Raw genomic sequence first — 21,689 nt, 5'->3', positions numbered from 1 at the left:
TTTGGGTAGGGAAAGTGGACCTCCAAGTCGGATTTCAAAGACGAATAGCAATCGCTGGAAATCTGCGCTTCACCCACGTATATCATCCATAATCATGTCTCCCGCCCGCCCATTCCTCGCCCGCGCCCGCTTTGCAGGTCTGCTCGCTGCACTTTCTTTGGCCGTGGTCGGCTGGGCGCAGACTCCTCCCGCACCTGAGGCTCCCCCCGCACCGCCGGTGCCGCCGCTACCGGGTCAGGAGGGCCAGCGAATGGCTATCCCGGATGATTTGCTCGGGGATGAGCACGTGCGCGAGGAGTTCGGGGTTAATCAGTTCACCACCCCGAGCATCCGCAAGCTTTTTGAGATGCTCGATGGCCTGGGTAAGCTCTCTTACGATGCGCTGAAGCGCCCGATCAGTCGCCAGACGCCTTCAGATCGCGTCTTGGTTTCCCTCGGCCTGGGCAGCCTCATCGCAGACGGTTTTCTCATCGTTCAGTGTGAGAAAGTCGAAGCCATGGAAGATGTGGGGCGGGCTCTCATTAAATATGCCAAGGTGCTGGGCACTGGCAGTCGCATGAATCGCCACACGCAGAGCCTCTTTGAGCACAGCATCGAAGGTGAGTGGGATAAACTGCGCACGGAACTGGCGAAGACTCAGGCCGATGTGGAGGCTGAGATGGTCCAGCTTCGGGATGTGGACATCGCTCACCTGGTCAGTCTGGGTGGCTGGTTGCGCGCTTTTGAGATCGCTACCCGTAGCGTGCAGGATAACTACACGCCTGAAAAAACGCTGCGCCTGCTGCGCAAGGACATTGCCGAATACTATCTGGCCAGTCTGGAGCACCTGAGTCCGCGCCTTCAGAACAACGAGGCGCTCAAATCTCTTCGGGATGGGTTTAAGGAATTGGTTCCGATGCTGGATCTGCCCGCAGACAAACCCCTCACGGAAGCCCAGGTCAAAGCTCTGGCGGATCAAGCCGCCAAGCTGTCCTCGGTGGTCATCGGCTCCATGAAAAACTAAGCTGACTCGGAGCCCTTTTTCTCTTTCTTTACCTACTCATGCCTCAACTTTCCCCCGAACAACTCGCCCAAGTCGAAATTTGGGCCGCTGATGGAGCCACCCTCAATCAAGTGCAGGATCGCTTGAAGACCGAGTTCGGAATCACACTGACCTATCTCGATGCCCGTCTGCTGATGCTGGATGTCGGGGTGCGGATCAAAGACAAACCTCGTGAGCCAGAGAAAGTGGCCGAGACGGCTCCAGTGCCGGAGGCGAATCTGGACGCTGAAGACGCCGAGGTGGAACTGGCGGATGATGAGTCCTCCGCACCGGGGAGTCTGGAAATGACCACGGACCAAATCGCCATTCCTGGGGCACTGATCAGTGGCAAAGTCGTCTTTAGCGATGGGCAGAATGCTTCTTGGTTTCTGGATCAAATGGGCCGCTTGGGTCTCAGTGGGGCTCCTCAGGGGTATCAGCCCCCTCCTCAAGACATCCCGCTTTTCCAGCAGCAATTGGATCTGTTTCTGCAAAAAGCTGGATTTTAGCCTAGGGTGTGTTTTAAAATTCGGGAGAAGCTCGCCCGTGAGAAGGTGCTGAAGAGCAAGCGAACGTCGATGGGGCTATGGGAACATAGCTTCGAGGCGTTCAACGCAGCTATTCAGCACCTTCTCACGGGCCCTTTGGGTTGAGTCAGAACGAAGGCCATGGCGGCGTTGCTTCGCTGGGCCAGTATCTCAGAGGATACAGGCACGGCGCTCGCGCCTTGCCCTGACCTCCGTTCTGACTCAACGAGCTCTTCCCGAATTTTCAAACATACCCTCAGACTTGCTGTTTAATGCAGTCTCACAGCAAGTCCGTCCTCGCTGCATTTTGAGTGAAGACGGAGCGAGGTATTTCCGTCTTGTCTCTTGCTGTTGTCTTCATTCATGAGTTCTGCCAGCCCATCATCGACTCGCGCCCTGGAAGGGTTGGCTCCGCCGACTCATCAGGCCTTGGCCATGCTGGATCTCGCTCTGGACGATGAGATGGACGACCTCCTGCCCATGGAAAGCATGGAGAAGGCGGGGGATGTGATCGGAAGTTACACCCTGGTCAAGAAGCTGGGGGAAGGGGGATTTGGTATCGTCTGGCAGGCGGAACAGACCCAGCCGATCCGGCGGACCGTGGCGGTGAAAGTTATCCGGCCAGGGATGGATTCTCTGGCGGTCTTATCCCGATTCCGAGCGGAGCGTCGGGCTCTGGAGCGCATGTCGCATCCCAACATCGCCGTGGTGTTAGATGCCGGCACGACCCCTCTCGGGCGGCCTTATTTCGTCTTGGAGTTGGTCAATGGACGCCCCATTACGGCCTACTGTGAGGAGGCGGGATTGACCCTCCGCCAACGCATCGAACTCTTTTTGGATGTTTGTCGGGCGGTCCAGCATGCCCATCAGCGGGCGGTTTTGCATCGGGATCTGAAGCCCTCGAACGTGCTCGTGGCCACCGGTGACACCGGCCCCGTGGCGAAGATCATTGATTTTGGCATCGCCAAAGCGCTGACGGATGAGTCGGGCGGCCCTGAAAGCATGGCCTGCACCGTGCGAGGCATGGTGTTAGGCACGCCCGAATACATGGCCCCTGAACAGGCCGCACTCGGCGGGGAGGTCGTCGATGTCCGTGTGGATGTCTATTCGCTTGGAGCTATCCTTTACCAACTTCTCACAGGGGTTCCTCCTCTGGAGGGGGATGCGGAGACGCGCAAGACCTCCATCACCGCGATGCTTCAGCGCATCTACGAGGTGGAGCCCATGCAACCGAGCCAACGTGCCCGGCAGCGGCGTGGCATCGGCAAGCATTCTCCTGCGGTGCCCGAGCAATTGGCTGGAGATCTCGACTGGATCATCCTCAAAGCCTTGGAGAAAAACCCGGAACGCCGCTATGACTCTGCCAACGCTCTGGCGGATGACCTGCGTCGTCATCTGGATGATGAACCCATCAGCGCCCGGCCACCCGACCGCTGGTATCGGCTGCAGAAACTGGTGCGCAGAAACCGCGCCGCCTTTGCCCTCGGGGGGATCATTGGCGCGAACCTCATCATTCTCGCAGCGGTCAGCACCTATGCTTTCATGCAAGAGTCGAAAGCCCGAGGCAATGCGGATCGCTTGAGAATCTTGGCGGAGAGTCAATCCCGCAAAGCGGAAGCGCTGAACGAGTATCTGACCAAACTTCTGGAGCAGGCTGGGGATTTCGTCGCCAAAGGCAAGAATCCAGAAGCTCTTCGCTTGGCGGTGAATGAAAGTGTCAAGGAGGTGAAGCTCCTGCAAGGCGAGCCCGAGCTGCAAGCCGAGTTGCTGGATCGGCAGGCCCAGATTCTCATGGCCATGGGCGACTACCGAAGTGCTCTGCCGTTGGTGCAGCAGCAGTATGACGTGCTCAAGGGCCTCTATGGTGAGCATGATCCCCGCACGCTGACAGTGCTGTTAAAAGTCGCACGCTCTGTCTGTGATGTCGGCGACAAACCCGAAGCGCTCAGGCTTTATACCTTGCTGGAGAAAGCCTGGCAGGATCTCGGACCGAAATATGACGAGCAACGTCATGAAGTGGCCAGATACCACGCGCGTGAGTTGGCTCGCCAGGGGCGGGGGAAGGAAGGGCTGGCGTTGATTGCCGCCCAGGGAGAGGGAGCGGGTGGAGGAAAAGAAACGTCGTGGGCGGCTCTGCTGCTGATGGCGGATATCCAGCTTGGCATGGCGGAGCTCTCTGGGGCCGAGAGAAACTGCGAGCGAGTCCTCCAGCTCATGGCCCACTTGCCACCAGAAAAAGCCACAGGCCGATCCCTGGCACTGCGCACGCTGTCACGAGTGAAGGCCAAACAGCAAGACTATGAGCAAGCGGCTCTTCATCTGGAGGAGTCCATCCGGCTGAATTCACTGCAAGGCGGTGCTGAGCATTACTCTCTTGTCGGCCGCTGGATCGAGGTGGCGCATCATTACATGAAGACCAAGCGCACGCTGGATGCCTTTCGGGCAGCCGATGAGGCATTGCAGATCACCCGCGCTCATGGCAATGATCTGTCGATGCCCCGTGCGCTCCGAGCTGCGGCTGAAGTCCGCGAGGCCGCGCATGAGTATGAATCAGCACTGGCCTTCCGGCGTGAGTGCATGGAGCGTGAGCGGCTGCACAACACGGATCGGGGCAAGTGGATCTATGAGCTGTCTCAAATCGTGCGGCTGGAGTCGCTGTTGAATCTTTACGATGACCTTGAGCGGGATGCCGTACTGCTGTGGCAGCAATGCCAGACGGAGCCGGCTGTCACCACCGACCCACGTTACAAACGCTCTCTTTGCCAAGGGCTGATCAATGCCTGTGAGAAGTGGCAAAAAGACACCGGAAAAGTCGTTTTCCAGGAGCAGATGCTGGAGTGGAAAACGATTACCACCGAAGGTGTGGTGCAACAGTAAGTCAGGCGCGGTTCGTGCTAGAGTGTGTTTTTAAATTCGGGTGAGGCTCGCCCGAGAGAAGGTGTTGAAGAGCAAGGCGAATGCCGATGGGGCTATGGAAACATAGCTCCGAGGCGTTCAATGCAGCTATTCGGCACCTCGCTCACGGGCCCTCCGGGTTGAGTCAGAACGAAGGCCATTGCGGCGTTGCTTCGCTGGGCCTGTATCGCAGAGGATACAGGCACGGCGCTCGCGTCTTGCCCTGGCCTCCGTTCTGACTCAACGAGCTCTTCCCCAATTTAAAAACACACTCCAGGTGATGGTTGAACCCGCCCGCCTTCTCTCCTATCCCTCTCCAACCTCATGTTTTCCATCCAGCGTTCCAGCGGTATTCTATTGCATCCTACGTCGCTCCCGGGGCGATTTGGCATTGGGGAGATCGGGCCCGAGGCTCACCTTTGGCTAGAGTCTCTCCACCGCATGGGGCAGAAGCTCTGGCAGATGCTGCCGCTCGGTCCTACGGGCTTCGGAGCTTCGCCGTATCAGAGCTTGTCCAGCTTTGCGGGCAATCCTCTGATGATCAGCTTTGACTCCCTGCTCAATGATGGCGTGCTGAAGCCTCACGACCTGTCCATGGTGCCGTCATTTCCGGATCATAAGGTCAATTTTATCGCCGCACAGGAAGTGCGTTCAGCCTTCTTGCGGCTCGCTTGTCAGCGTTTCATCATGCAGTGCAATTCCAGCCCGCTGTTGGAGCGGGCGTTTGAAGCCTTTTGTGAAAGGGAGGCCGAGTGGTTGGATGATTATGCCATGTTCATCGCCATCAAGGCGGATCAAGGCGGGCGCTCTTGGAATGACTGGGCTCCTGAACTGGCGATGCGTCAGCCTGAGGCGATGGCTGATGCCATGGTGCGCCTGAGCAGTGAGATCGAAGAGGTCAAGGTGGAGCAGTTCTTCTTCTTCCGTCAGTGGCAGAAGCTGCGGGCAAGGGCGCAGGAGTTTGGCATTCAACTCATCGGCGATATCCCCATCTTTACGGCTCACGACAGTGCGGACGTGTGGGCTCGACCGGATCTCTTCGAGTTGGATGAACGTGGCAACCCCATCGTGGTCGCTGGGGTGCCGCCGGACTATTTCAGTGCCACGGGCCAACGTTGGGGCAATCCGCTCTACAAATGGAGTGCCCATGAAGAGGAGGGCTTTGCCTGGTGGAAGTCCCGTCTGCGTAAGACTCTGGAGATGGTGGACATCGTTCGCATTGACCACTTCCGTGGCTTTGCCGCTTACTGGGAAATCCCCGCCAATGAACCCACTGCGGTGAACGGACGTTGGGTCGGCGCTCCGGGTGACGCTTTGTTTGAGGCTCTGAAAGGTGAAATGGGCGATCAGGTCCCGGTCATTGCCGAGGATCTCGGCATCATCACCCCCGACGTGACCGAGCTGCGTCTGCGCCACGGTTTCCCGGGCATGAAAGTGATGCAGTTCGCTTTCGGGGCAGACAGCTTGTCCGAAGATTACATCCCCGAAAATTATCCCGATGAATCGGTGGGTTACACCGGTACGCACGACAACGATACGGTGCAGGGATTGTTTCACAGCGGTGTGAGTGATGATAGCACGCGCACGGCAGAGATGATCGAGGCGGAACGCCGAACCATTCTTGGTTATACCAAGACCGATGGCTCACAGCTTCATTGGGACTTTATCAAGGCGGTCTGGAAATCTCAATCCCGCATGGCCATCGCCCCCTTGCAGGATCTGATGGGCCTCGGCAGTGAGTCCCGCATGAATACACCGGGCAAGATGGGCGACTTCTGGAGCTGGCGTTTCACCTGGGATCAACTGACCGAAGAGATGGAAGCCACCATGCTGGCGATTACCCGGGAAACGGGGCGTTGTTGATCCGTCTTAACGCCTGATAGGTGGCTACATCCGGTCTTTTGATTGAGAGCCGCCTGCTCCTGCGTTTTTTTGTTTCTCGCCTTTGTTTGATGAAGTTCGTTCCTTTTCTCTTTTGTGTTCTCGCCAGTCTCCCAGCATGGGCCATCCAAGTGGATCCCGTGAAGGGAGATGACCGTCATGATGGTGTTCAAGCTCCCGTGCGCACCATTGCGCGGGCCGTTAAGTTAGCGGGACCTGGAGACACCGTGCATCTAGCCCCCGGCACCTATGCCGAGAGTGTGGTTTTAAATGGCAAGCAGGGCCTGCCTGGGAAGCCTATCACGGTGGATGGACATGGCGCGGTGATTGATGGGAGCGATGCCTTGCAGGCTGAGGAGTGGGAGTCTCTCGGCCAGGGGCTCTATCGTAAAGTAAAGCTCTTGCCACGCATGGATGCGGCGATTTTGATGCGCTGGTATTTCCTCTGGGATGGCCGTGTAAACCGCATGGGACGTTCCTCCAAAGGCATCCGCACGCCTTTGAAAAAGGTGGAGGAATTGCAACCGGATGAATGGACTTATGTCGAAGCCGAAGACGCCTTTTATGTGAAGCTCCCCGTGGATCGGCCTTTGGCTGCGGCCAATATTCGGATACCCGTCCGGGCCAACGGGGTCGCCCTGGCGGGCAAGGGCGCGCATGTCGTCATTCGTAACCTCACGGCCACGCATGTATATAATGACGGCTTCAATGTCCATGGGGATCAGATCGACACCGTGTATGAAAACATTGCCTCCATCGAGTGCGGTGACGATGGTTTCAGCGCCCATGAAACGGCGGAGTGCCGGATCGATGGCTTTGTCAGCATCGGCAACTCCACCGGCTTATGCGATGTGGGGGCCAGTGTCACTCACTACAAGAATGTTTATATCGGCGGCTGTCACGGGCATGACGTTTTCTTTCTGGGAGATGCTGCCCACAGCCTGGAAAATGCCTGGGTGGAGAGCCAAGCGACTCTGGCGGTGACGATCTCTCAACACATTGGCAGTGACCCTGCGCGTTTATGTCGTGCGAGTTTCAAAAACGTGTTTGTGCGTCGTCAGCCAGGATTGAAGGGCGATGTGAAAGTCACTCGGAATGCCGTGCTGGAGGCTGAGAACTGCACCTTTGAGGGGCTTAACTTTTTGGCGGCTGCCGGAGCCGATGTGAGCCTCACTCGCAGCGTCCTGACAGGCAGCCCTGACAAACCGCAGCTTGAGATCTTCAATGAAGCCACCTGGAAAGGGGTCTCCAATCACTATGACCTCCAAGGTTTGCGCAAAGGACCGCTGCAAGTGACGGAAGCGGGATTTGCAGCGTATCAGAAGAAGCCGGAGGTCAATGAATCCGATTCAGTGTGGGCCTCAGCAACAGAGGTGAAGCCGGGTATCGGTGCCGATATACCGAGCTTCGCTGAGATTCAAAGCAAGGCGGCAGCCTTTCAAAAGGCCTCCGACTGAGTAAAGTTCTTTGAACAATCATCCATCTGATTGGATGGCGCGGGAGAAGTGATGCGGCCACTCTTGGCCGCAATCGAAGGCCGAGAGAGAAACGAGATTGCTGCGTTCTATAGCAGTCCGTCCAAGGTTCTTGACACGACTTCTTCCGAAATGTCTTTCGCTCTGACTTCCTTGCGGCCAAGAGTGGCCGCATCACTTTCGCAGCAGTCCGTGACCGTGAATAGGATGCAGGCTTTACCCTGTCTTCATGGAATTGCCGACGGCTTTCTGCGCTTCCGTCAGTTCTTGATGCAGCTCGATGATCTCGCGTTGGATTTCGGACGCTTCATCCGGCGTGAGGCCGGGTTGTTTGAGCTGGGTTTGCAGGCGCTGTTTATGCTGATGCAGGCGTGTGATGGAAAGGATGTTCAAAGCTTGTCGCGCCTCTTCGATCTGGCCGGGTGGCGGAGCCATGTGCAGCACCTGAGTAAGTGCGGCTTCCTCATCCCGGGGTAGCGTGAAGAGGAAGCTGTTGAAGGCTTCCTGATTGAAGGGGTCGTAATCGGCTAACCAAAGGCGTGATAAAAGGTCGGTGCCCGAGATATCCTGAAGAATGCTGGGGTCGCCATTGGCCCGAATCCATTGGAGAACTTCCGGTTCGGCGATGCAGAGTCGGCACAAGGTTAGCGCGATGGGGTTTTGCGCGGCCAGCAGGCTTTCTCCAGGCTTGGCTTCATTCTTCGCTTCCTTCGCTTTGGGCGTGCTCCCTTTCTGTGCCCGCTTCACCAGCTTGCGCATGATGTCTTCCGCGATGCCCAGTTTGGTTGCTACGCGTTGAATGGTGGTTTCTTGAGCCAGGGGCGTGTCGAAGAGTTTGACGTTCTCTGCCATCTCTTCGGCAAATTTGATGCGTTCACGCATGTCCGTCAGGTCCTTGCGGGCTCCGACGCTGGCGAGCTGATAATCCACGAAGTCCTTGGCTTCATGAATGAGCTGAGTGAATGCCTCGACGCCTTGTTTGCGGATGTAGGAGTCGGGGTCTTCCCCCTGGGGAAGCGAGGCGACTTTGACGATCAATCCATAGGGCACCAGGGCCTGGAAAGCACGTTCGGCGGCTTTATAACCAGCGTTGTCGGAGTCGTAGCAGAGCACGACTTCATCCGCGAGGCGCTTGAGGGCTTTGGCGTGGTATTCGGTGAAGGCAGTGCCTTGCCCGGCGACGACGTTTTGCACTCCGGCTTCGAAGACCATGAGGGTATCGATCTGGCCTTCACAGACGACGGCTTGCCCCGCTTTAGAAATCGCGCGGCGGGATTTGTCGAAGCCAAAGAGAACCTTGCTCTTATTGAATAACAGGGTCTCGGGAGAGTTGAGGTATTTGGCCGTCTTCGCATCGGCTTCCAGCACTCGGCCACTGAAGGCGATGACCTCACCGTTTTCATTGCGGATGGGAAACATCAGCCGGTTGCGGAAGCGCGGATACGGGGCGCTGCCGTCATCGCGGGTGGCGAGGATGCCAGCATCGGTGAGGACACGGGCCCCGAACTTGTGCTGGGCCGCCCATTCCCGCAGTGGCTGGGTTTGCGCAGGGGCAAAACCGAGCTGCCAGCGCTTGGCCACCTCGGCCGTGATGCCACGGCTTTTCAGATACTGACGCGCGGCATCGGCCATCGGGTGCTTCATCAGCAACTGGTGATACCATTCGGCGATTTCTTTATGCACGCGAATGAGGGCGGAGCGCTGCTTGGCGATGGCCTCGGCATTGGCATCCCACACTTCCTCCTCGATGCGGATACCGGCGCTATCGGCGAGGCGTTTCACCGCTTCGGTAAAGGTCAGCCCGTCATGCTCCATGATGAAGCGGAAGGCATTGCCTCCTGCGCCGCAGCCAAAGCAGTGATAGCTGTTGGTGGAGGGGCGCACATTGAACGAGGGCGACTTCTCATTGTGGAAGGGGCAGAGGCCCACCCAGTTCGTCCCGGCACGGCGCAGCTTCACCGAGCGCCCGATCAGGTCCACGATGTCCGTGGCCGCGAGCACTTGTTGAAGGGTTTCTTCCGGGATACGGGCCATAGCAGGGGGTGACCATCATGGAAGGGGAGCGACCCGGATGCAAGAGGAGGGCATGTCAGGGATTCAAACAGCCGCTTTCCGACGCAGACGAATCCAGAGCAGCGCGGCGGCCAAGGTGCCGAGAAACCACCAGGGCCACCACGTCAGGCTGGCGGCAAAAGCGCGGATATCCTCGGCAGGCAGGTCCAGGCGATGCTGATACCACTGGGTGTGCCAGCCAAACAGCAGGGTCATCAGGCCATAGGCCAGATTGATGGTCAGGCCGCGAAAGCTCAGGGCGGTGGCGCGGCGCGTGGAGTCCACGATCTCATTGAGGTAAAAGGAGAGGAAAAACTGGAGGAAACGCATGCTCAGCATCAGCGGCACCACCAGCGCCACGCCCACAAAGCCGGGCTGCGGATAGGCGGCGAAGCACAGCCCCGCAAAGGTGGCCAGGGTCAGCCAGATGAAGTTTCCCCGCAGGCTGCCCTGGGTCGTCATCCGCTCCATGAGTCCTGAGCTGGCCAGCGCCAGCAGGGAGGAAACCGTGCCGATCACCCCATACCAAGCCTCGGTGACGCCCACGAGACGATAGAAGTTACTGGTGACGGTCAGGAACAGGCGAATGATGCTGTCGAAGACCACACCCAGGAGGATCAGGGTGAAGGCGGCCTGGCTTTTCCAGATCCAGCCACCGGTTTCCCAGATGCGTAGGAAGGCCTGCTTCGCCTCCGGCCACCAGCCTTGGCGCGGGGCGGGTGTTTCCGATGGAGGTTCCGTCATCCGCAGGGTGACTAGGAGGCAAACCACCCCGGCGATGAAATTCAGCACCAGGGGGATTTTCATCGTCCAGGCCCGGTCGGGAGCGGCAAACCCAAGCCAAGTCAGGGCCGCGCTGACCTTGCCATGATCATACAGCAGACCACCGCTGATGGAGGTGATGATGAACCCGATGGCCGAGGCACGGCTCAGCTTCGCCATGATGCGCGGCCACAGCGTGGGGCGTTCATCGGGGGGCAGGGAATCATAGGTCAAGGCTTCATCCGCCCCGCTCGCCGCCGCCTCCGCCGCGCCACTGAGGACCCGGTTCACCACAAAGAGCCAGAGCACCACATCATGATTCCCCACCGGCATGAGGCACAGCACCGCCATCTCTGCCACCATCAGCCAGCCTGATGCGACCACCAGGGCCCGGCGTCCGATCTGATCTGCCAAGGCCCCCGAAGGCACCTCCAGCAGCACGATGGTCAGCGCCCACACGACATTCAGCGCGGCGAACTCCCCGATGCTCAACCCCAAGTCCAGAAACAGGACGGTGAAGATGGGGTAGTAGAAGCGGCAGTTGAAGAGCAGCCGGAACCAAATGAAAAGACGGGCATTGAGAGGCATCAGCGGGAGAGGGCGGGCAACGGTGGCTCAGAGCGGCAGGTGTGGCAAAGTGCAGATGCAGGCTTTTCCACGTTACCGCCGGGATACGTCTCTCGTTAGGCCCCGGTGATGTCACCTTCACTGAAAAACACTTTCATCGGTCTGCTGCTGCTCTCGGTTTTGTTTCTCGTCATCGAGCGTGTCCTGGGACGAGCCCGGGGCCCGCTGATCCGGCGCGGCTGGTGGACGGATGTCAGTTACTTCTTCTTCACTCCCTTCGTGACCAAGGTGCTGTCCAAGCTGGGCATCCTGCTGCCTGCGGCGCTGCTCGTCTGGTGTGGGGTGGCGAGCGTGGAGGATTTCCGCCAGCAATCGTATTCGGGATTTGGGCCGGTTTCACGACTGCCCTTGTGGGTGCAGGGGCTGATGATTTACCCTCTGGCGGATCTTTTAGCCTACTGGAGCCATCGGCTGTTTCATCGCGGTCGCTGGTGGCCCTTCCATGCGGTGCATCATAGCTCGGAGGATCTGGATTGGCTGAGCAGTGTGCGGGTGCATCCGGTGAATGATCTGGTGAATAAGTTCATCCAGGTCACGCCCCTGCTCCTGCTGGGTTTCAATCCGTGGGTGACTCTCTCCACCGCGCCGTTCTTCACCCTTTACGCCATCTTTCTGCATGCCCGGGTGGATTGGGGCTTTGGGCCGCTGCGCTATGTCATCGCCACACCGTTATTTCATCGCTGGCATCACAGCCGTCAGCGCGAGGCGTGGGATAAGAACTTCGCGGGTTTGTTCCCGTTCTGGGATTGGTTGTTTGGCACGCTTTACTTGCCCCACGGAAAAGTGCCGGAGGATTTCGGCATCACCGAGCCGTTTCCGAATCATCTGCCAGGGCAGCTCTGGGAACCGGTGCGTCGTTTGATGCAGCCCCAGGGCAGGGAAGAAAGTTCGGAGGCTGGAGTTTCCCCTCATTCCGAACTTGCAAAGCGGTGATGGTTTCCGGTTTCATGAGGCGTTCTCTTTCGTCTCATGAATCGCCGTTCCTTTTTTCGCTCCTCTGCCGCTGTCGCCGCCACCACTGGCGTGGCCCTGACTCAACGCGCCTCGGCGGTGTCGATCGATAAAGCGGCGGCGGACCCGACCTACAAGATCAAGAACAGCGGCATCAAACACACGCTCATGGGCTGGTGCTGGAAGCCGATGGATATGCTGGTGCTGGCCCAGCATGCCAAAGACATCGGCCTCGTCGGCATCGAGGGCATCGATAAGAAGTTGTATCCCGAGGTGAAGAAGCTGGGCCTCGGCATCAGCTTGGTGGGGTCTCACGGTTTTGCCAAAGGCCCGTGCAATCCCCAGTTCCATGATGAAGTCGTGAAAAGCCTCACCGAGAGCATTGATGTGGCGGCCGATGTCGGCTGTAAAAAGGTCATTACCTTCACGGGGATGAAGTTCGAGGGCATGGACCGGGACCAGGCCATCAAGAACTGCCTGGATACCTGGAAAGAGGTCCTGCCCCACGCCGAGAAAAAGGGCATCACCCTCGTCCTGGAGCATCTGAATAGCCGCGATAACACGCACCCGATGAAGGGGCACCCCGGCTACTTCGGCGATGACGTGGATTTCTGCGTGGACCTGATCCACCAGATCGGCAGCCCGAACTTCAAGCTGCTGTTCGACATCTACCACGTCAGCATCATGAATGGCGATGTGATCCGCCGCCTGCATCAGCATAAGGAGGCCATCGGCCACATCCACACCGCTGGCAATCCGGGCCGCTGTGAACTGGATGAAAACCAGGAGATCAATTACCCCGCCGTGATGAAGGCCGTGCTGGACATCGACTATCACGACTACGTGGCGCATGAATTCATCCCGACCTGGGATGACCCCATCCTGGCCCTGCGCCACGCGGCCATGGTGTGTGATGTGTGAGGCTGAACCAAGTCGCTATGCCTTCTGCGTCCTCACTTCCAGATGATGTGAATGACGACATCCTTGATGCCATTCGCGTGAGGGTGTGGTCAGGTTTTTACGATGAAGCTGAGGTTCAGGAGCTTATTGACGAAGTGCTCGAAGACGGCGCAGATGAGGTCAGGTTGAGAGCTGCCGTCGCTCCTGAATTCAGCCGCAAAGCGGAAGCTGAAGGCACATGGCCCGAGACGACGGACTGTGATCGACTCGATGCTGTCTTTCAGCGCTTGGCTCAGCGTGGAGTGCTCGGCCTTCACAACGCGGGCTACACCATGTCCGATGGTCACGAAGATGCGAATGACCAACTGGCGAAAGAACCGTCGGGTCGGTATTTCGGTTATTGTTTCTATCATGGTCAGGACTTAGAGCGGGCGGTTCGTGGAGAAGGTCTGATGCTGGCCTTTGATCATGTGGAGGGCGATGTCCCAGAGAAGATCAAGGTGGCGCAGGTGATCCGTGACGAGCTGGAAAGCGCCGGCTTCGTGCTGAGTTGGGATGGCACGTCCAATAAGCGAATCCACATTCCGAAGTTTCACTGGCAACGCCGTTACCAAAAGGATCTGCCCCATTACTATCCACCACGACCTGCTCCCATCGTGTCTCCGGAGCCGACTTCATTCCTAGGGCGGCTTTGGCACAAACTCGTGGGTTGGTCGGGGGTGTTTGGGTTGGGCTTTCTGGATATCTGAGAGGCGTTAGGTCGAGATCGTGGGCGATTGCGGCTCAATATGCTGAAGAAATGTCACTTTAGACTTTCCTGAAGGCTGCATCTCCCTGAAGAATGCCCGCTTTCCTGGCGTTCTCTTGGACCGTTTTTGCGGTTTTCGTCCCTTTGCCTCGTTTTTAGCTCATGTCCTCCCCCAAAACCCCCTCTTCCACTGGTCGTAACATGGCACTCCTGGCCGCCTTCCTTGGCTGGCTGTTTGATGGTTTTGAGATGGGGCTGTTTCCTTTGATCGGTAAACCCGCTCTTCAGGACCTGCTGGCTTCTCACATTGCGCCCGAGATGATGACGGCGACGCTGGACCGTTGGTTCAGCGTGATCATCGCCACCTTCCTGGTCGGCGCGGCGACGGGTGGGGTGTTCTTTGGCTGGTTGGGCGACCGCATCGGTCGTGTGAAGGCCATGTCCTTTTCCATCTTCACGTATGCGATTTTCACCGGCCTGTGTGGTTTTGCTACGGAGGCTTGGCACATCGCCATCCTGCGCTTCATCGCCTCTCTGGGCATGGGCGGGGAATGGGCGCTCGGTGTGGCGCTGGTGAATGAACTCTGGACGAAAGGCAATCGCGCCTTCGTGGCCGGAGCCATCGGTGCGGCGGCAAATATCGGTTATCTTCTCGTGGCAGCCTTGAGCCTCGGTATGAACACCTTCATCGGCACCATGCGGAGCTGGACTCTGGCTCTGGGCGGCTCGGAATGGCTGGCCAATTACCTGCTGGATCATCAGGCCTGGCGTTTCCTCATGATCATCGGGGCATTGCCTGCACTGATCATCTTCTTGATCCGAATCTTTGTGCCGGAGTCGGACAAGTGGGAGGACGAAAAGGCGGCTGGGAAGACCAGTCACTGGAGCACGGTGGATCTCAACGGGGTCTTGATCGGGGCAATCGCGGCGATGGTCATCATCTGGTCGTGGTCTCCGATGGGGATCGATGCGGGAATTACGAGCACGGTGGCGGCGGTGATTACCGTTGTTTGCTTTGCCGTGGTGGTGTGGGGTTACCTGCTGCCTGTGCGTCGTTACCTGAGCCGGGCTGAGACTGCCGGGAGCATCACGACGGAAAGCCGAATCGCCGTGCGTCGAAATCTGATCCTGGGGGCCACCCTGGCAGGGATTGCTCTTCTGGGCACCTGGGGCGCAGCCCAGCAGAGTGCCAAGTGGTCCACTTCGGCGGAACTGGCTGCGAATGGTTACACCAACGTGGCTCAATTCACCCAGATCGCGACCTCCGTCGGGGCCTGTGTGTTTGCCTTCATCGCGCCTGTGATTGCCAATATCCTGAATCGTCGCCTGACTTATTTCATCATGTGCGTGGCGGCGGTGTCTTCGGCTTTGCTGTTTTACAAGACCAACACCGGCATTGGCCCCTGGTTCTTCACCAGCGCCTTCCTGATGGGGGGGCTCACCGCCAGCTTCTACGGCTTCTTCCCGCTTTACCTGCCGGAGTTGTTCCCCACCAGTGTGCGGGCGACGGGGCAAGGCTTCTGCTTCAACGTCGGCCGCATCATCGCCGCCATTGGCGGTTTGCAGATCGCCAACCTTGTGGGTGTCTTTGGCAGTTCCGCCAGCGCTTACTCGGCCCTCTGCGCCATCTACTTCGTGGGCATGGCCTTGGTGTGGTTTGCCCCTGAGACGAAGGGCAAGGCACTGGCTTGATTGCTCTGGCCAATGAGACTTGTGCAGGCTAAAGAGCCTGCTTCATCTTCTCTATTCCGTGGCTTCTTTTTATACTTACGACCAGTTGCATCACTGGGCTGATGCAACGTCTTCACTGACTCCGCCAGCGCGCCTCGCGGTGATTGGCGATCCCATCGCGCATTCCAAGTCGCCTCAGATGCATAATCCGGCGCTGCAGGCGTGTGGCATTGACGCTCAGTATGTGCGGGTGCAGGTGCCTGTGGGGAGTGTGAAGGAGGCCTTTGGTCTCTTTGTGAAGCATGGCTTCCTGGGGGTGAACATCACCATCCCGCATAAGTTTGAAGCCTTGGAAGCCGTGGATGTTCTGGACCCTCTCGCGCGTCGTCTCGGTGCGGTGAACACGTTAGCGATTCGTGATGGCCAAATGTTCGGTTACAACACGGATGGTCCGGGCTTTCTGCGCAGTGTGAAAGAGGCCTTTGGCGCGGATGTCAAAGACCTGCGTCTTCTGATCCTCGGTGCTGGTGGTGGTGCGGGGCGTGCGGTGGCGGTGCAGAGCGTTTTGTCTGGCTGCCGTCATCTGCTGTTGGCGAATCGCACCGAGTCCAAGCTGGCTCCGTTATTGAATGAGCTCTCAGGGTTGACCGACCCTTCAGCTCCGGTGCAGTTGCAAACCTGCACCCTCGACCCTGCGGATCTGGCGGCTCGACTGCCCGAGGTGGATCTCATCGTCAATGCCACCTCGGTGGGGATGAAAGCGGAGGATGCCCCGCTATTGCCTGCGGGTTGCCTGGAAGCGCGCCACTTCGTTTACGACATGGTCTATCGCGCCAGCGGTCCCACGGAGTTGATCCAAGCCGCCACAGCGGCAGGGGCCCCCTATGCCGATGGCATGTGCCTGCTCCTGCATCAGGGAGCCATCTCCTTTGAGCATTGGTTTCCGAATGAAACCGCGCCGATCGAAGTGATGCGGAAAGGTTTGTTAGGCTGAGTCCCAGCGGCGGCTGCCGGAAAAGCAAAAGACCTGAGGACGCTTGCCAAGTGTCCGTCGCGAGTCGGGAGGATGAAGGCCTCTTGGTTTGCCAGTCAGTTCATGATTTGAGGCCAGCCTTGCTCTTGGCCTCTTGCACATACGATTCCACGCGTGGGGCTTTCTTTCCCCCGTTCCAAGTGACCAGCACTTTTCCAGACGCGTCTGTGATCACGACATAGGGTATCTTCCATTCCGCTTTTGGATCGAGATTGAACTGCTTAAAGAATGCCGAGACGACGCTTGAATCATTGCTATCGAGATCGGCCATCACAAACGAATCAGCGGTGATGGAAACCTCCGCTTCCTCAACGTATTTTCTCAAGGACCGACAGTGTGAGCAAGTCGTGGTCCCCAAGATATAAATGCCCAGCTTCTCCTTTTTTCTGGCGGCATTGAGTGTTTTACCCATCTCCGCATGCGTGACTGGCGGCTTCGCCTCCGCCGAGCCGACTGTAACGGCGGTGATGACGAGGGAGATGAAAAAAATGCTTCACTGAGAGGTCGATGCGCATGGCGGTAACAAGGATGAATTTTTCCAAACGGTCGATCAGCTCGGGAAACAAGCGGATCGACGACTCACCACGCTAAACCTCCGCGAGCCCGAGGCAAGTGCCCTTGATCGGACTCGCGGTTAGAATGATCGGGTGGATCAGATGTATTCGTTGATCAGGTTCTCCAGCATTTCCTGGCGGCCTGAGCTGATGAGCGGTTCACCGTTTTCAAGGGTGTAAGCTTCCAGTTCCTCGAAGCTGGCGGTGCCAGATTCGATCTTGGCGCCGATGCCGGCATCGAAGGTGGAATAACGAGCGTTGCGGAAAGAATCGAGACGACCGTCCTCAATGATGGAGGCAGCGATCTTTAGACCGCGGGCGAAGGCATCCATGCCACCAATGTGAGCGTGGAAAAGATCCACGGGCTCAAAGGATTCACGGCGCACCTTGGCATCGAAGTTCAGGCCACCGGTGGTGAAGCCGCCGTTCTTCAGCATGACCAGCATCATCTGGGTGGTCAGGTAGATGTCGGTGGGGAATTGATCCGTATCCCAGCCGATGAGTTCATCCCCGGTATTGGCATCCACCGAGCCGAGAGCGCCTGCGGCCACGGCGACTTCCATCTCATGCCACATGGAGTGTCCCGCCAGGGTGGCGTGGTTGGTTTCCAGGTTCAGTTTGAAGTGATCCATGAGGCCGTGCTCACGCAGGAAGTTGAGGCAAGCGGCGGCGTCGCTGTCATACTGGTGCGTGGAGGGTTCACGCGGTTTCGGTTCAATGTAGAACTGCCCGGTGAAGCCGATCTTCTGCTTATACTCCACCGCCATGTGGAGGAAACGAGCCAGGTGATCCAGCTCACGCTTCAAGTCGGTATTCCAGAGGGTGGCATAACCTTCGCGACCTCCCCAGAAGGTATAACCTTCACCACCGAGACGATGCGTGACCTCGATGGCCTTTTTCACCTGCGCCGCGGCATAGGCATAGACATTGGCGTTCGGGCTGGTGGCCGCGCCTTGATTGTAGCGGGGATGGGCGAAAAGGCAGGCGGTGCCCCAGAGGAGCTTCTTACCGGTGGCGTTTTGAGCTTTCTCCAGCTCATCGGCGACGGCGTCCAGATTGCTGTTGCTCTCGGCCAGGGTTTCCCCCTCCGGAGCCACATCGCGATCATGGAAGCAGTAGTAGTCCACGCCCAGCTTATCCATGAACTCAAAGCAGGCCCAGACGCGGCGTTGTGCGTTGGGGATGGAGTTGCTGCCGTCATCCCAAGGGCGCTGTGCGGTGCCCGTGCCAAAGGGATCGGCCAGGCTGTTGCGCATGGCATGCCAGTAAGCGATGCCGAAACGGAAGTGATCCCGCATCTTCTTACCCGCGACGACTTCCTCCGCGTTGTAGTGTTTGAAGGAGAGGGGATTGCGGGACTTGGGACCCTCGTATTGGATCTTGGGGATATCAGGAAAAGCTTCGCTCATGGTAGGGGAGCGCATTGGATACTTTTGCCAGGACAGCGTCAAGCCTGTTCCTCGGGTGGTGGCATCGCGCAGGTCGTTTCGACAGGAGGACAGGATTTTCAGAATTTGCAAGAAGCGAGCACGTTGGAACCTGCATGGAGGTCTGCCTGCATTCGAAAAAAGTGGCCCGGAGGGACCCAACCAAAATCCCTCCGGGCCTTAATTGACCGGGCTGTCCCCAACCATGAAGTGACAGTCCAGCTCGTTGTGGTGAAGCTCTCGCTTCGGGTGATGAATTCAGCAGCTAACAGGCCAACTGCTAAAGGATTTTCACAAGATTTGGCCAAAAATAAGCCGCTCTTTTGCGAGGACCGGACAATTTGTCCAGCACCCTAGAGCGGCTTCGAGGGGAAGAGAAGGGGACGGCGATTTTACAGTTCCGCCTTGATCGCTGCGAGCAGATCCTCGTAACGATCAAAGGGTTTGAACTGGGGGAATTGAGCCTGGATGCTCTCCGGGCTGTGGAAGAAGAACCCTTTGTGAGCCTCTCCCAGCATGGTGGTGTCATTGAAGGAGTCGCCTGCCGCGATGATGTGGTAGTTCAGGCTTTTGAAGGCGGCGACGGCCTTTTGTTTTTGGTTAGGCTGGCGCAGCTTGTAGTCCGTGATGCGGCCTGAGCTGTCGGTTTCCAAATAGTGGCAGAAGATGGTGGGCCAGCCGAGCTGGCGCATCAGGGGCTGGGCAAATTCCTCGAAGGTATCGCTGAGAATGATGACCTGAGTCAGGGAACGCAGCTCGTCGAGGAATGCTTTGGCGCCCTCCAGCGGGGTGAGTGTCCCAATGACTTCCTGAATATCACTGAGCTTCAGCCCATGCTGATCCAGAATGGCGAGGCGACCTTTCATGAGGACATCGTAGTCCGGTTCATCCCGAGTGGTGCGGCGCAGTTCGGCAATGCCGGTCTTCTCAGCGAAGGCGATCCAAATCTCCGGCACGAGAACGCCTTCGAGGTCCAGGGTGACGATGGTCTGTTTTTTCATGGGCGGCGCTTCTGTGTCATGGGAACAGGCGGCTGTCCAGTTTGAGCGTCCATTTGATCTCGGGTTTCGTAAACCTTGGTTCACGGACCGCTTCCCGATGGCAGTCTTGGCTGGCCTTCTTCATAAGGTCGGCTGTATCCCCCTCCATTCCTAAATGACGTTTATTTCTCGCGGCTTTTTAGTCGCTTTGATCGGGTTCTGCTTGGCTGGCATCAGTTGCAGTCAGATTCACACCGCTGGTTCGCTTGGCTATTTAATCAACGGAGACACGCAATTGCGTCCGACACCGACCGATTACCGGCACATCGCACCTCGTGTTCAGGATGTGACTCCGACGCCTATGCAATGGGGATTGGACTTCTAAGCCATCCATCACGCTAAAATGACCTGCGCCTGGGCCAGTTCCTTGGTGTGAGTGAGCGAGATGAGCAGGCGCGTGGCACCCTGGTTCTGTGCGTGAAGCCCGGCACCTCCATGGAGGTGCAGGGTGGGTTTGCCTGAAGCCTCGCGAATCACTTCGATGTCCTTCCAATCCACCCCCTCGGCCCACAGGCCGGTGCCCAGTGCCTTGGCGGCCGCTTCTTTGGCAGCAAAGCGGGCTGCGTAGTGCATGGCTGGGTCTGCGCAGGCATCGCAGTAGGCAATCTCACCGGGGGTGAAGGTGCGATTTTTAAATCGGTCGCCATGTTTGGTGAGGAGGTCGCGGATGCGCTCCACCTCCACCAAATCAATGCCTAGGCCGATGGGACTCATGCGCGGGGATACTGCGCCATGACGGCAAGGAACTCGGTGATGGCCTGCTTCATCCCGACAAAGACGGAGCGTGCGACGATGCTGTGGCCGATGTTCAGCTCCGCCAGATGCGGGACACAAAAGAGATCTGGGAGGTTCGTGGTGGTGAGACCATGCCCGGCATTGATCTGCAATCCGAGGCTGTGCCCAAGCTCGGCGGCGGCTTTCAGGCGAGCCGCCTCCTGGGCTCGTTTCTCACCCTGTTCGTTGGCAAAGGTCCCGGTGTGAAGCTCGATCATGCTCGCGCCGATGTCTGCGGAGGCGCGCACTTGCTCGAGGTCAGGATCGATGAACATGCTGACGCGGGTGCCATTGGCTTCGAGCTGCTGCACACTGGCGCGCAGCACTTCCTTCTGGCCCACGACATCCAGCCCGCCCTCGGTGGTGACTTCCTCGCGGTTCTCCGGCACCATGCAGACGAAGTCAGGCTTCACCTGGAGGGCGATGCCGAGAATCTCTGGGGTATTGCCCATTTCCAGATTGAGCTTGGTGCGGATCTTTTCACGCAGCAGATAGACATCCGCATCCACGATGTGGCGGCGGTCAGCACGCAGGTGAATGGTGATGGAATGAGCGCCTGAATCCTCCGCCAGGTGAGCGGCCTCCAGGATGGAAGGCTCCACATTGTGAGCCCCGAGCATGGTGCGGTAACGTGCCTGCCGAAGCGTGGCGACGTGGTCAATATTAACGCCGAGAAGGAGGGGGGAGGCCATGGAGGAAAGCGTGGGGTTGGTTTAGCTCAACCGATGGCATCAGGAGGCGGGTTTGCAACTGATGCGATGATGCGGAGAACTCGGGGTGGGGGGGATCAGGCAAGCGATGAAAACAGACGATCTCAACGAATCGCAGGGCATCAAGCTCAACGGAACACCTGATCCATCTCCACCTGGATACCCGTTGCGGGATCGGTCACGGTGCCTTCGAGGAAACCTTTTTGCTTCCCATCCGCCGTGTAGATCGTGATGGAGGTCAGCGGTGGAGCGACAACCCAGACGCTTTTGACTCCGGCTTGCAGGTAGGTATCCACCTTTTCCATGATCTCCAAGGAGCCCTGCGATGGAGAAAAAATCTCCACCGCAACCACCGGCGGCTCTTTCATCCGCACGGTGTCGTGGCGGAAGTCCACCTGCTTTCGTGGGTAGAGGCAGATGTCGGGCGTGTAGGAGACACTCTCGACGATAACTGCGACTTCGCTCACGCAGCGGTAGTCTGACCGCTTGGCAAACTCAACGATTAGATTGGCTTGGACAATTCCGTGGTGAAAGCTCGGCATGGGTTTTCCCCTCTCTTCTTCGTAGCTCAGCGGAGCTGGGTCTTCGAGAATGGCGGTGCTCATGATGGGGAGAGTATAACCGAGTTATACCACGTCGCC

Annotated in this window: 19 protein-coding genes; 11 read left to right on the top strand and 8 right to left on the bottom strand. The window is 58.0% G+C overall.

Annotated features, from left to right (window positions below):
* The first annotated feature begins 94 nt into the window (after positions 1–94).
* The 5 genes from B5D61_RS18215 (at position 95) to B5D61_RS18195 (ending at position 7,781) form a co-directional block, all read left to right on the top strand.
* Entirely contained in the window at positions 95–1,003 is a 909-nt protein-coding gene (locus tag B5D61_RS18215) for a hypothetical protein (RefSeq protein WP_078814862.1), read from the top strand.
* A gap of 38 nt (positions 1,004–1,041) precedes the next feature.
* Entirely contained in the window at positions 1,042–1,530 is a 489-nt protein-coding gene (locus B5D61_RS18210; RefSeq protein ID WP_078814861.1) for a hypothetical protein, read from the top strand.
* Between the two features lie 381 nt (positions 1,531–1,911).
* A complete protein-coding gene (locus B5D61_RS18205) occupies positions 1,912–4,425 on the top strand; it encodes a serine/threonine-protein kinase (protein WP_078814860.1) in 2,514 nt (837 codons plus the stop codon).
* Between the two features lie 342 nt (positions 4,426–4,767).
* On the top strand, positions 4,768–6,306 hold the full coding sequence (malQ, locus tag B5D61_RS18200; protein ID WP_078814859.1) for a 4-alpha-glucanotransferase: 1,539 nt from the start codon (positions 4,768–4,770) through the stop codon (positions 6,304–6,306).
* Between the two features lie 89 nt (positions 6,307–6,395).
* On the top strand, positions 6,396–7,781 hold the full coding sequence (locus B5D61_RS18195; protein ID WP_139373351.1) for a DUF1565 domain-containing protein: 1,386 nt from the start codon (positions 6,396–6,398) through the stop codon (positions 7,779–7,781).
* A 234-nt stretch (positions 7,782–8,015) separates the two neighbouring features.
* On the opposite strand, the gene dnaG is transcribed toward B5D61_RS18195, so the two are convergent.
* Together dnaG and B5D61_RS18185 are read right to left on the bottom strand one after the other, a co-directional pair.
* The gene (dnaG, locus tag B5D61_RS18190; protein WP_078814857.1) at positions 8,016–9,833 is read right to left on the bottom strand and encodes a DNA primase; all 1,818 of its coding nucleotides are present in this window, start codon (positions 9,831–9,833) and stop codon (positions 8,016–8,018) included.
* A 63-nt stretch (positions 9,834–9,896) separates the two neighbouring features.
* Entirely contained in the window at positions 9,897–11,201 is a 1,305-nt protein-coding gene (locus B5D61_RS18185; RefSeq protein WP_078814856.1) for an MFS transporter, read from the bottom strand.
* 108 nt (positions 11,202–11,309) lie between these two features.
* On the opposite strand from B5D61_RS18185, the gene B5D61_RS18180 reads away from it, so the two are divergent.
* The 5 genes from B5D61_RS18180 to aroE all read left to right on the top strand — a co-directional run bounded on the left by B5D61_RS18180 (position 11,310) and on the right by aroE (position 16,504).
* Entirely contained in the window at positions 11,310–12,173 is an 864-nt protein-coding gene (locus tag B5D61_RS18180) for a sterol desaturase family protein (RefSeq protein WP_078814855.1), read from the top strand.
* A 36-nt stretch (positions 12,174–12,209) separates the two neighbouring features.
* Positions 12,210–13,112, top strand: coding sequence for a TIM barrel protein (locus B5D61_RS18175; RefSeq protein WP_217699013.1), 903 nt, complete (start codon positions 12,210–12,212; stop codon positions 13,110–13,112).
* Positions 13,113–13,129: 17 nt separating this feature from the next.
* Positions 13,130–13,840, top strand: a complete 711-nt coding sequence (locus B5D61_RS18170; RefSeq protein ID WP_176159516.1) for a DUF6891 domain-containing protein — start codon at positions 13,130–13,132, stop codon at positions 13,838–13,840.
* 161 nt (positions 13,841–14,001) lie between these two features.
* Positions 14,002–15,531 (top strand): MFS transporter, encoded by a 1,530-nt coding sequence (locus B5D61_RS18165; RefSeq protein WP_245846562.1) that lies wholly within the window; start codon positions 14,002–14,004, stop codon positions 15,529–15,531.
* A gap of 58 nt (positions 15,532–15,589) precedes the next feature.
* The gene (aroE, locus tag B5D61_RS18160; protein WP_139373350.1) at positions 15,590–16,504 is read left to right on the top strand and encodes a shikimate dehydrogenase; all 915 of its coding nucleotides are present in this window, start codon (positions 15,590–15,592) and stop codon (positions 16,502–16,504) included.
* Positions 16,505–16,604: 100 nt separating this feature from the next.
* On the opposite strand, the gene B5D61_RS18155 is transcribed toward aroE, so the two are convergent.
* The 3 genes from B5D61_RS18155 to thrH all read right to left on the bottom strand — a co-directional run bounded on the left by B5D61_RS18155 (position 16,605) and on the right by thrH (position 19,525).
* Complete coding sequence (locus tag B5D61_RS18155) at positions 16,605–16,868, bottom strand: hypothetical protein (protein ID WP_139373349.1); 264 nt, start codon at positions 16,866–16,868, stop codon at positions 16,605–16,607.
* A gap of 327 nt (positions 16,869–17,195) precedes the next feature.
* Complete coding sequence (gene xylA / locus B5D61_RS18150) at positions 17,196–18,506, bottom strand: xylose isomerase (RefSeq protein ID WP_078814851.1); 1,311 nt, start codon at positions 18,504–18,506, stop codon at positions 17,196–17,198.
* 410 nt (positions 18,507–18,916) lie between these two features.
* Complete coding sequence (gene thrH, locus B5D61_RS18145) at positions 18,917–19,525, bottom strand: bifunctional phosphoserine phosphatase/homoserine phosphotransferase ThrH (RefSeq protein WP_078814850.1); 609 nt, start codon at positions 19,523–19,525, stop codon at positions 18,917–18,919.
* A gap of 154 nt (positions 19,526–19,679) precedes the next feature.
* On the opposite strand from thrH, the gene B5D61_RS18140 reads away from it, so the two are divergent.
* On the top strand, positions 19,680–19,889 hold the full coding sequence (locus B5D61_RS18140) for a hypothetical protein (protein WP_078814849.1): 210 nt from the start codon (positions 19,680–19,682) through the stop codon (positions 19,887–19,889).
* Between the two features lie 8 nt (positions 19,890–19,897).
* On the opposite strand, the gene acpS is transcribed toward B5D61_RS18140, so the two are convergent.
* The 3 genes from acpS to B5D61_RS18125 form a co-directional block, all read right to left on the bottom strand.
* A complete protein-coding gene (gene acpS, locus B5D61_RS18135) occupies positions 19,898–20,278 on the bottom strand; it encodes a holo-ACP synthase (protein WP_078814848.1) in 381 nt (126 codons plus the stop codon).
* Complete coding sequence (locus B5D61_RS18130) at positions 20,275–21,030, bottom strand: pyridoxine 5'-phosphate synthase (RefSeq protein ID WP_078814847.1); 756 nt, start codon at positions 21,028–21,030, stop codon at positions 20,275–20,277. Before B5D61_RS18130 ends, acpS begins: the two co-directional genes overlap by 4 nt.
* A gap of 146 nt (positions 21,031–21,176) precedes the next feature.
* Positions 21,177–21,653, bottom strand: coding sequence for a Uma2 family endonuclease (locus B5D61_RS18125; protein ID WP_078814846.1), 477 nt, complete (start codon positions 21,651–21,653; stop codon positions 21,177–21,179).
* Between the last annotated feature and the right edge of the window lie 36 nt (positions 21,654–21,689).

The organism is Prosthecobacter debontii (genome assembly GCF_900167535.1).
GTDB classification, from domain to species: domain Bacteria; phylum Verrucomicrobiota; class Verrucomicrobiia; order Verrucomicrobiales; family Verrucomicrobiaceae; genus Prosthecobacter; species Prosthecobacter debontii.
The sequence above is the reverse complement of the archived record's forward strand: the minus strand, read 5'-3'. Positions and strand labels throughout refer to the sequence as shown.

Coding starts and splice junctions, on each gene's coding strand:
- B5D61_RS18195 (WP_139373351.1), top strand. CDS start 6,396: ATGAAGTTCGTTCCTTTTCTCTTTTGTGTTCTCGCCAGTCTCCCAGCA.
- B5D61_RS18205 (WP_078814860.1), top strand. CDS start 1,912: ATGAGTTCTGCCAGCCCATCATCGACTCGCGCCCTGGAAGGGTTGGCT.
- acpS (WP_078814848.1), bottom strand. CDS start 20,278: ATGAGTCCCATCGGCCTAGGCATTGATTTGGTGGAGGTGGAGCGCATC.
- B5D61_RS18215 (WP_078814862.1), top strand. CDS start 95: ATGTCTCCCGCCCGCCCATTCCTCGCCCGCGCCCGCTTTGCAGGTCTG.
- B5D61_RS18175 (WP_217699013.1), top strand. CDS start 12,210: ATGAATCGCCGTTCCTTTTTTCGCTCCTCTGCCGCTGTCGCCGCCACC.
- dnaG (WP_078814857.1), bottom strand. CDS start 9,833: ATGGCCCGTATCCCGGAAGAAACCCTTCAACAAGTGCTCGCGGCCACG.
- B5D61_RS18185 (WP_078814856.1), bottom strand. CDS start 11,201: ATGCCTCTCAATGCCCGTCTTTTCATTTGGTTCCGGCTGCTCTTCAAC.
- xylA (WP_078814851.1), bottom strand. CDS start 18,506: ATGAGCGAAGCTTTTCCTGATATCCCCAAGATCCAATACGAGGGTCCC.
- thrH (WP_078814850.1), bottom strand. CDS start 19,525: ATGAAAAAACAGACCATCGTCACCCTGGACCTCGAAGGCGTTCTCGTG.
- B5D61_RS18180 (WP_078814855.1), top strand. CDS start 11,310: ATGTCACCTTCACTGAAAAACACTTTCATCGGTCTGCTGCTGCTCTCG.
- B5D61_RS18125 (WP_078814846.1), bottom strand. CDS start 21,653: ATGAGCACCGCCATTCTCGAAGACCCAGCTCCGCTGAGCTACGAAGAA.
- B5D61_RS18140 (WP_078814849.1), top strand. CDS start 19,680: ATGACGTTTATTTCTCGCGGCTTTTTAGTCGCTTTGATCGGGTTCTGC.
- B5D61_RS18165 (WP_245846562.1), top strand. CDS start 14,002: ATGTCCTCCCCCAAAACCCCCTCTTCCACTGGTCGTAACATGGCACTC.
- B5D61_RS18130 (WP_078814847.1), bottom strand. CDS start 21,030: ATGGCCTCCCCCCTCCTTCTCGGCGTTAATATTGACCACGTCGCCACG.
- malQ (WP_078814859.1), top strand. CDS start 4,768: ATGTTTTCCATCCAGCGTTCCAGCGGTATTCTATTGCATCCTACGTCG.
- B5D61_RS18210 (WP_078814861.1), top strand. CDS start 1,042: ATGCCTCAACTTTCCCCCGAACAACTCGCCCAAGTCGAAATTTGGGCC.
- B5D61_RS18170 (WP_176159516.1), top strand. CDS start 13,130: ATGCCTTCTGCGTCCTCACTTCCAGATGATGTGAATGACGACATCCTT.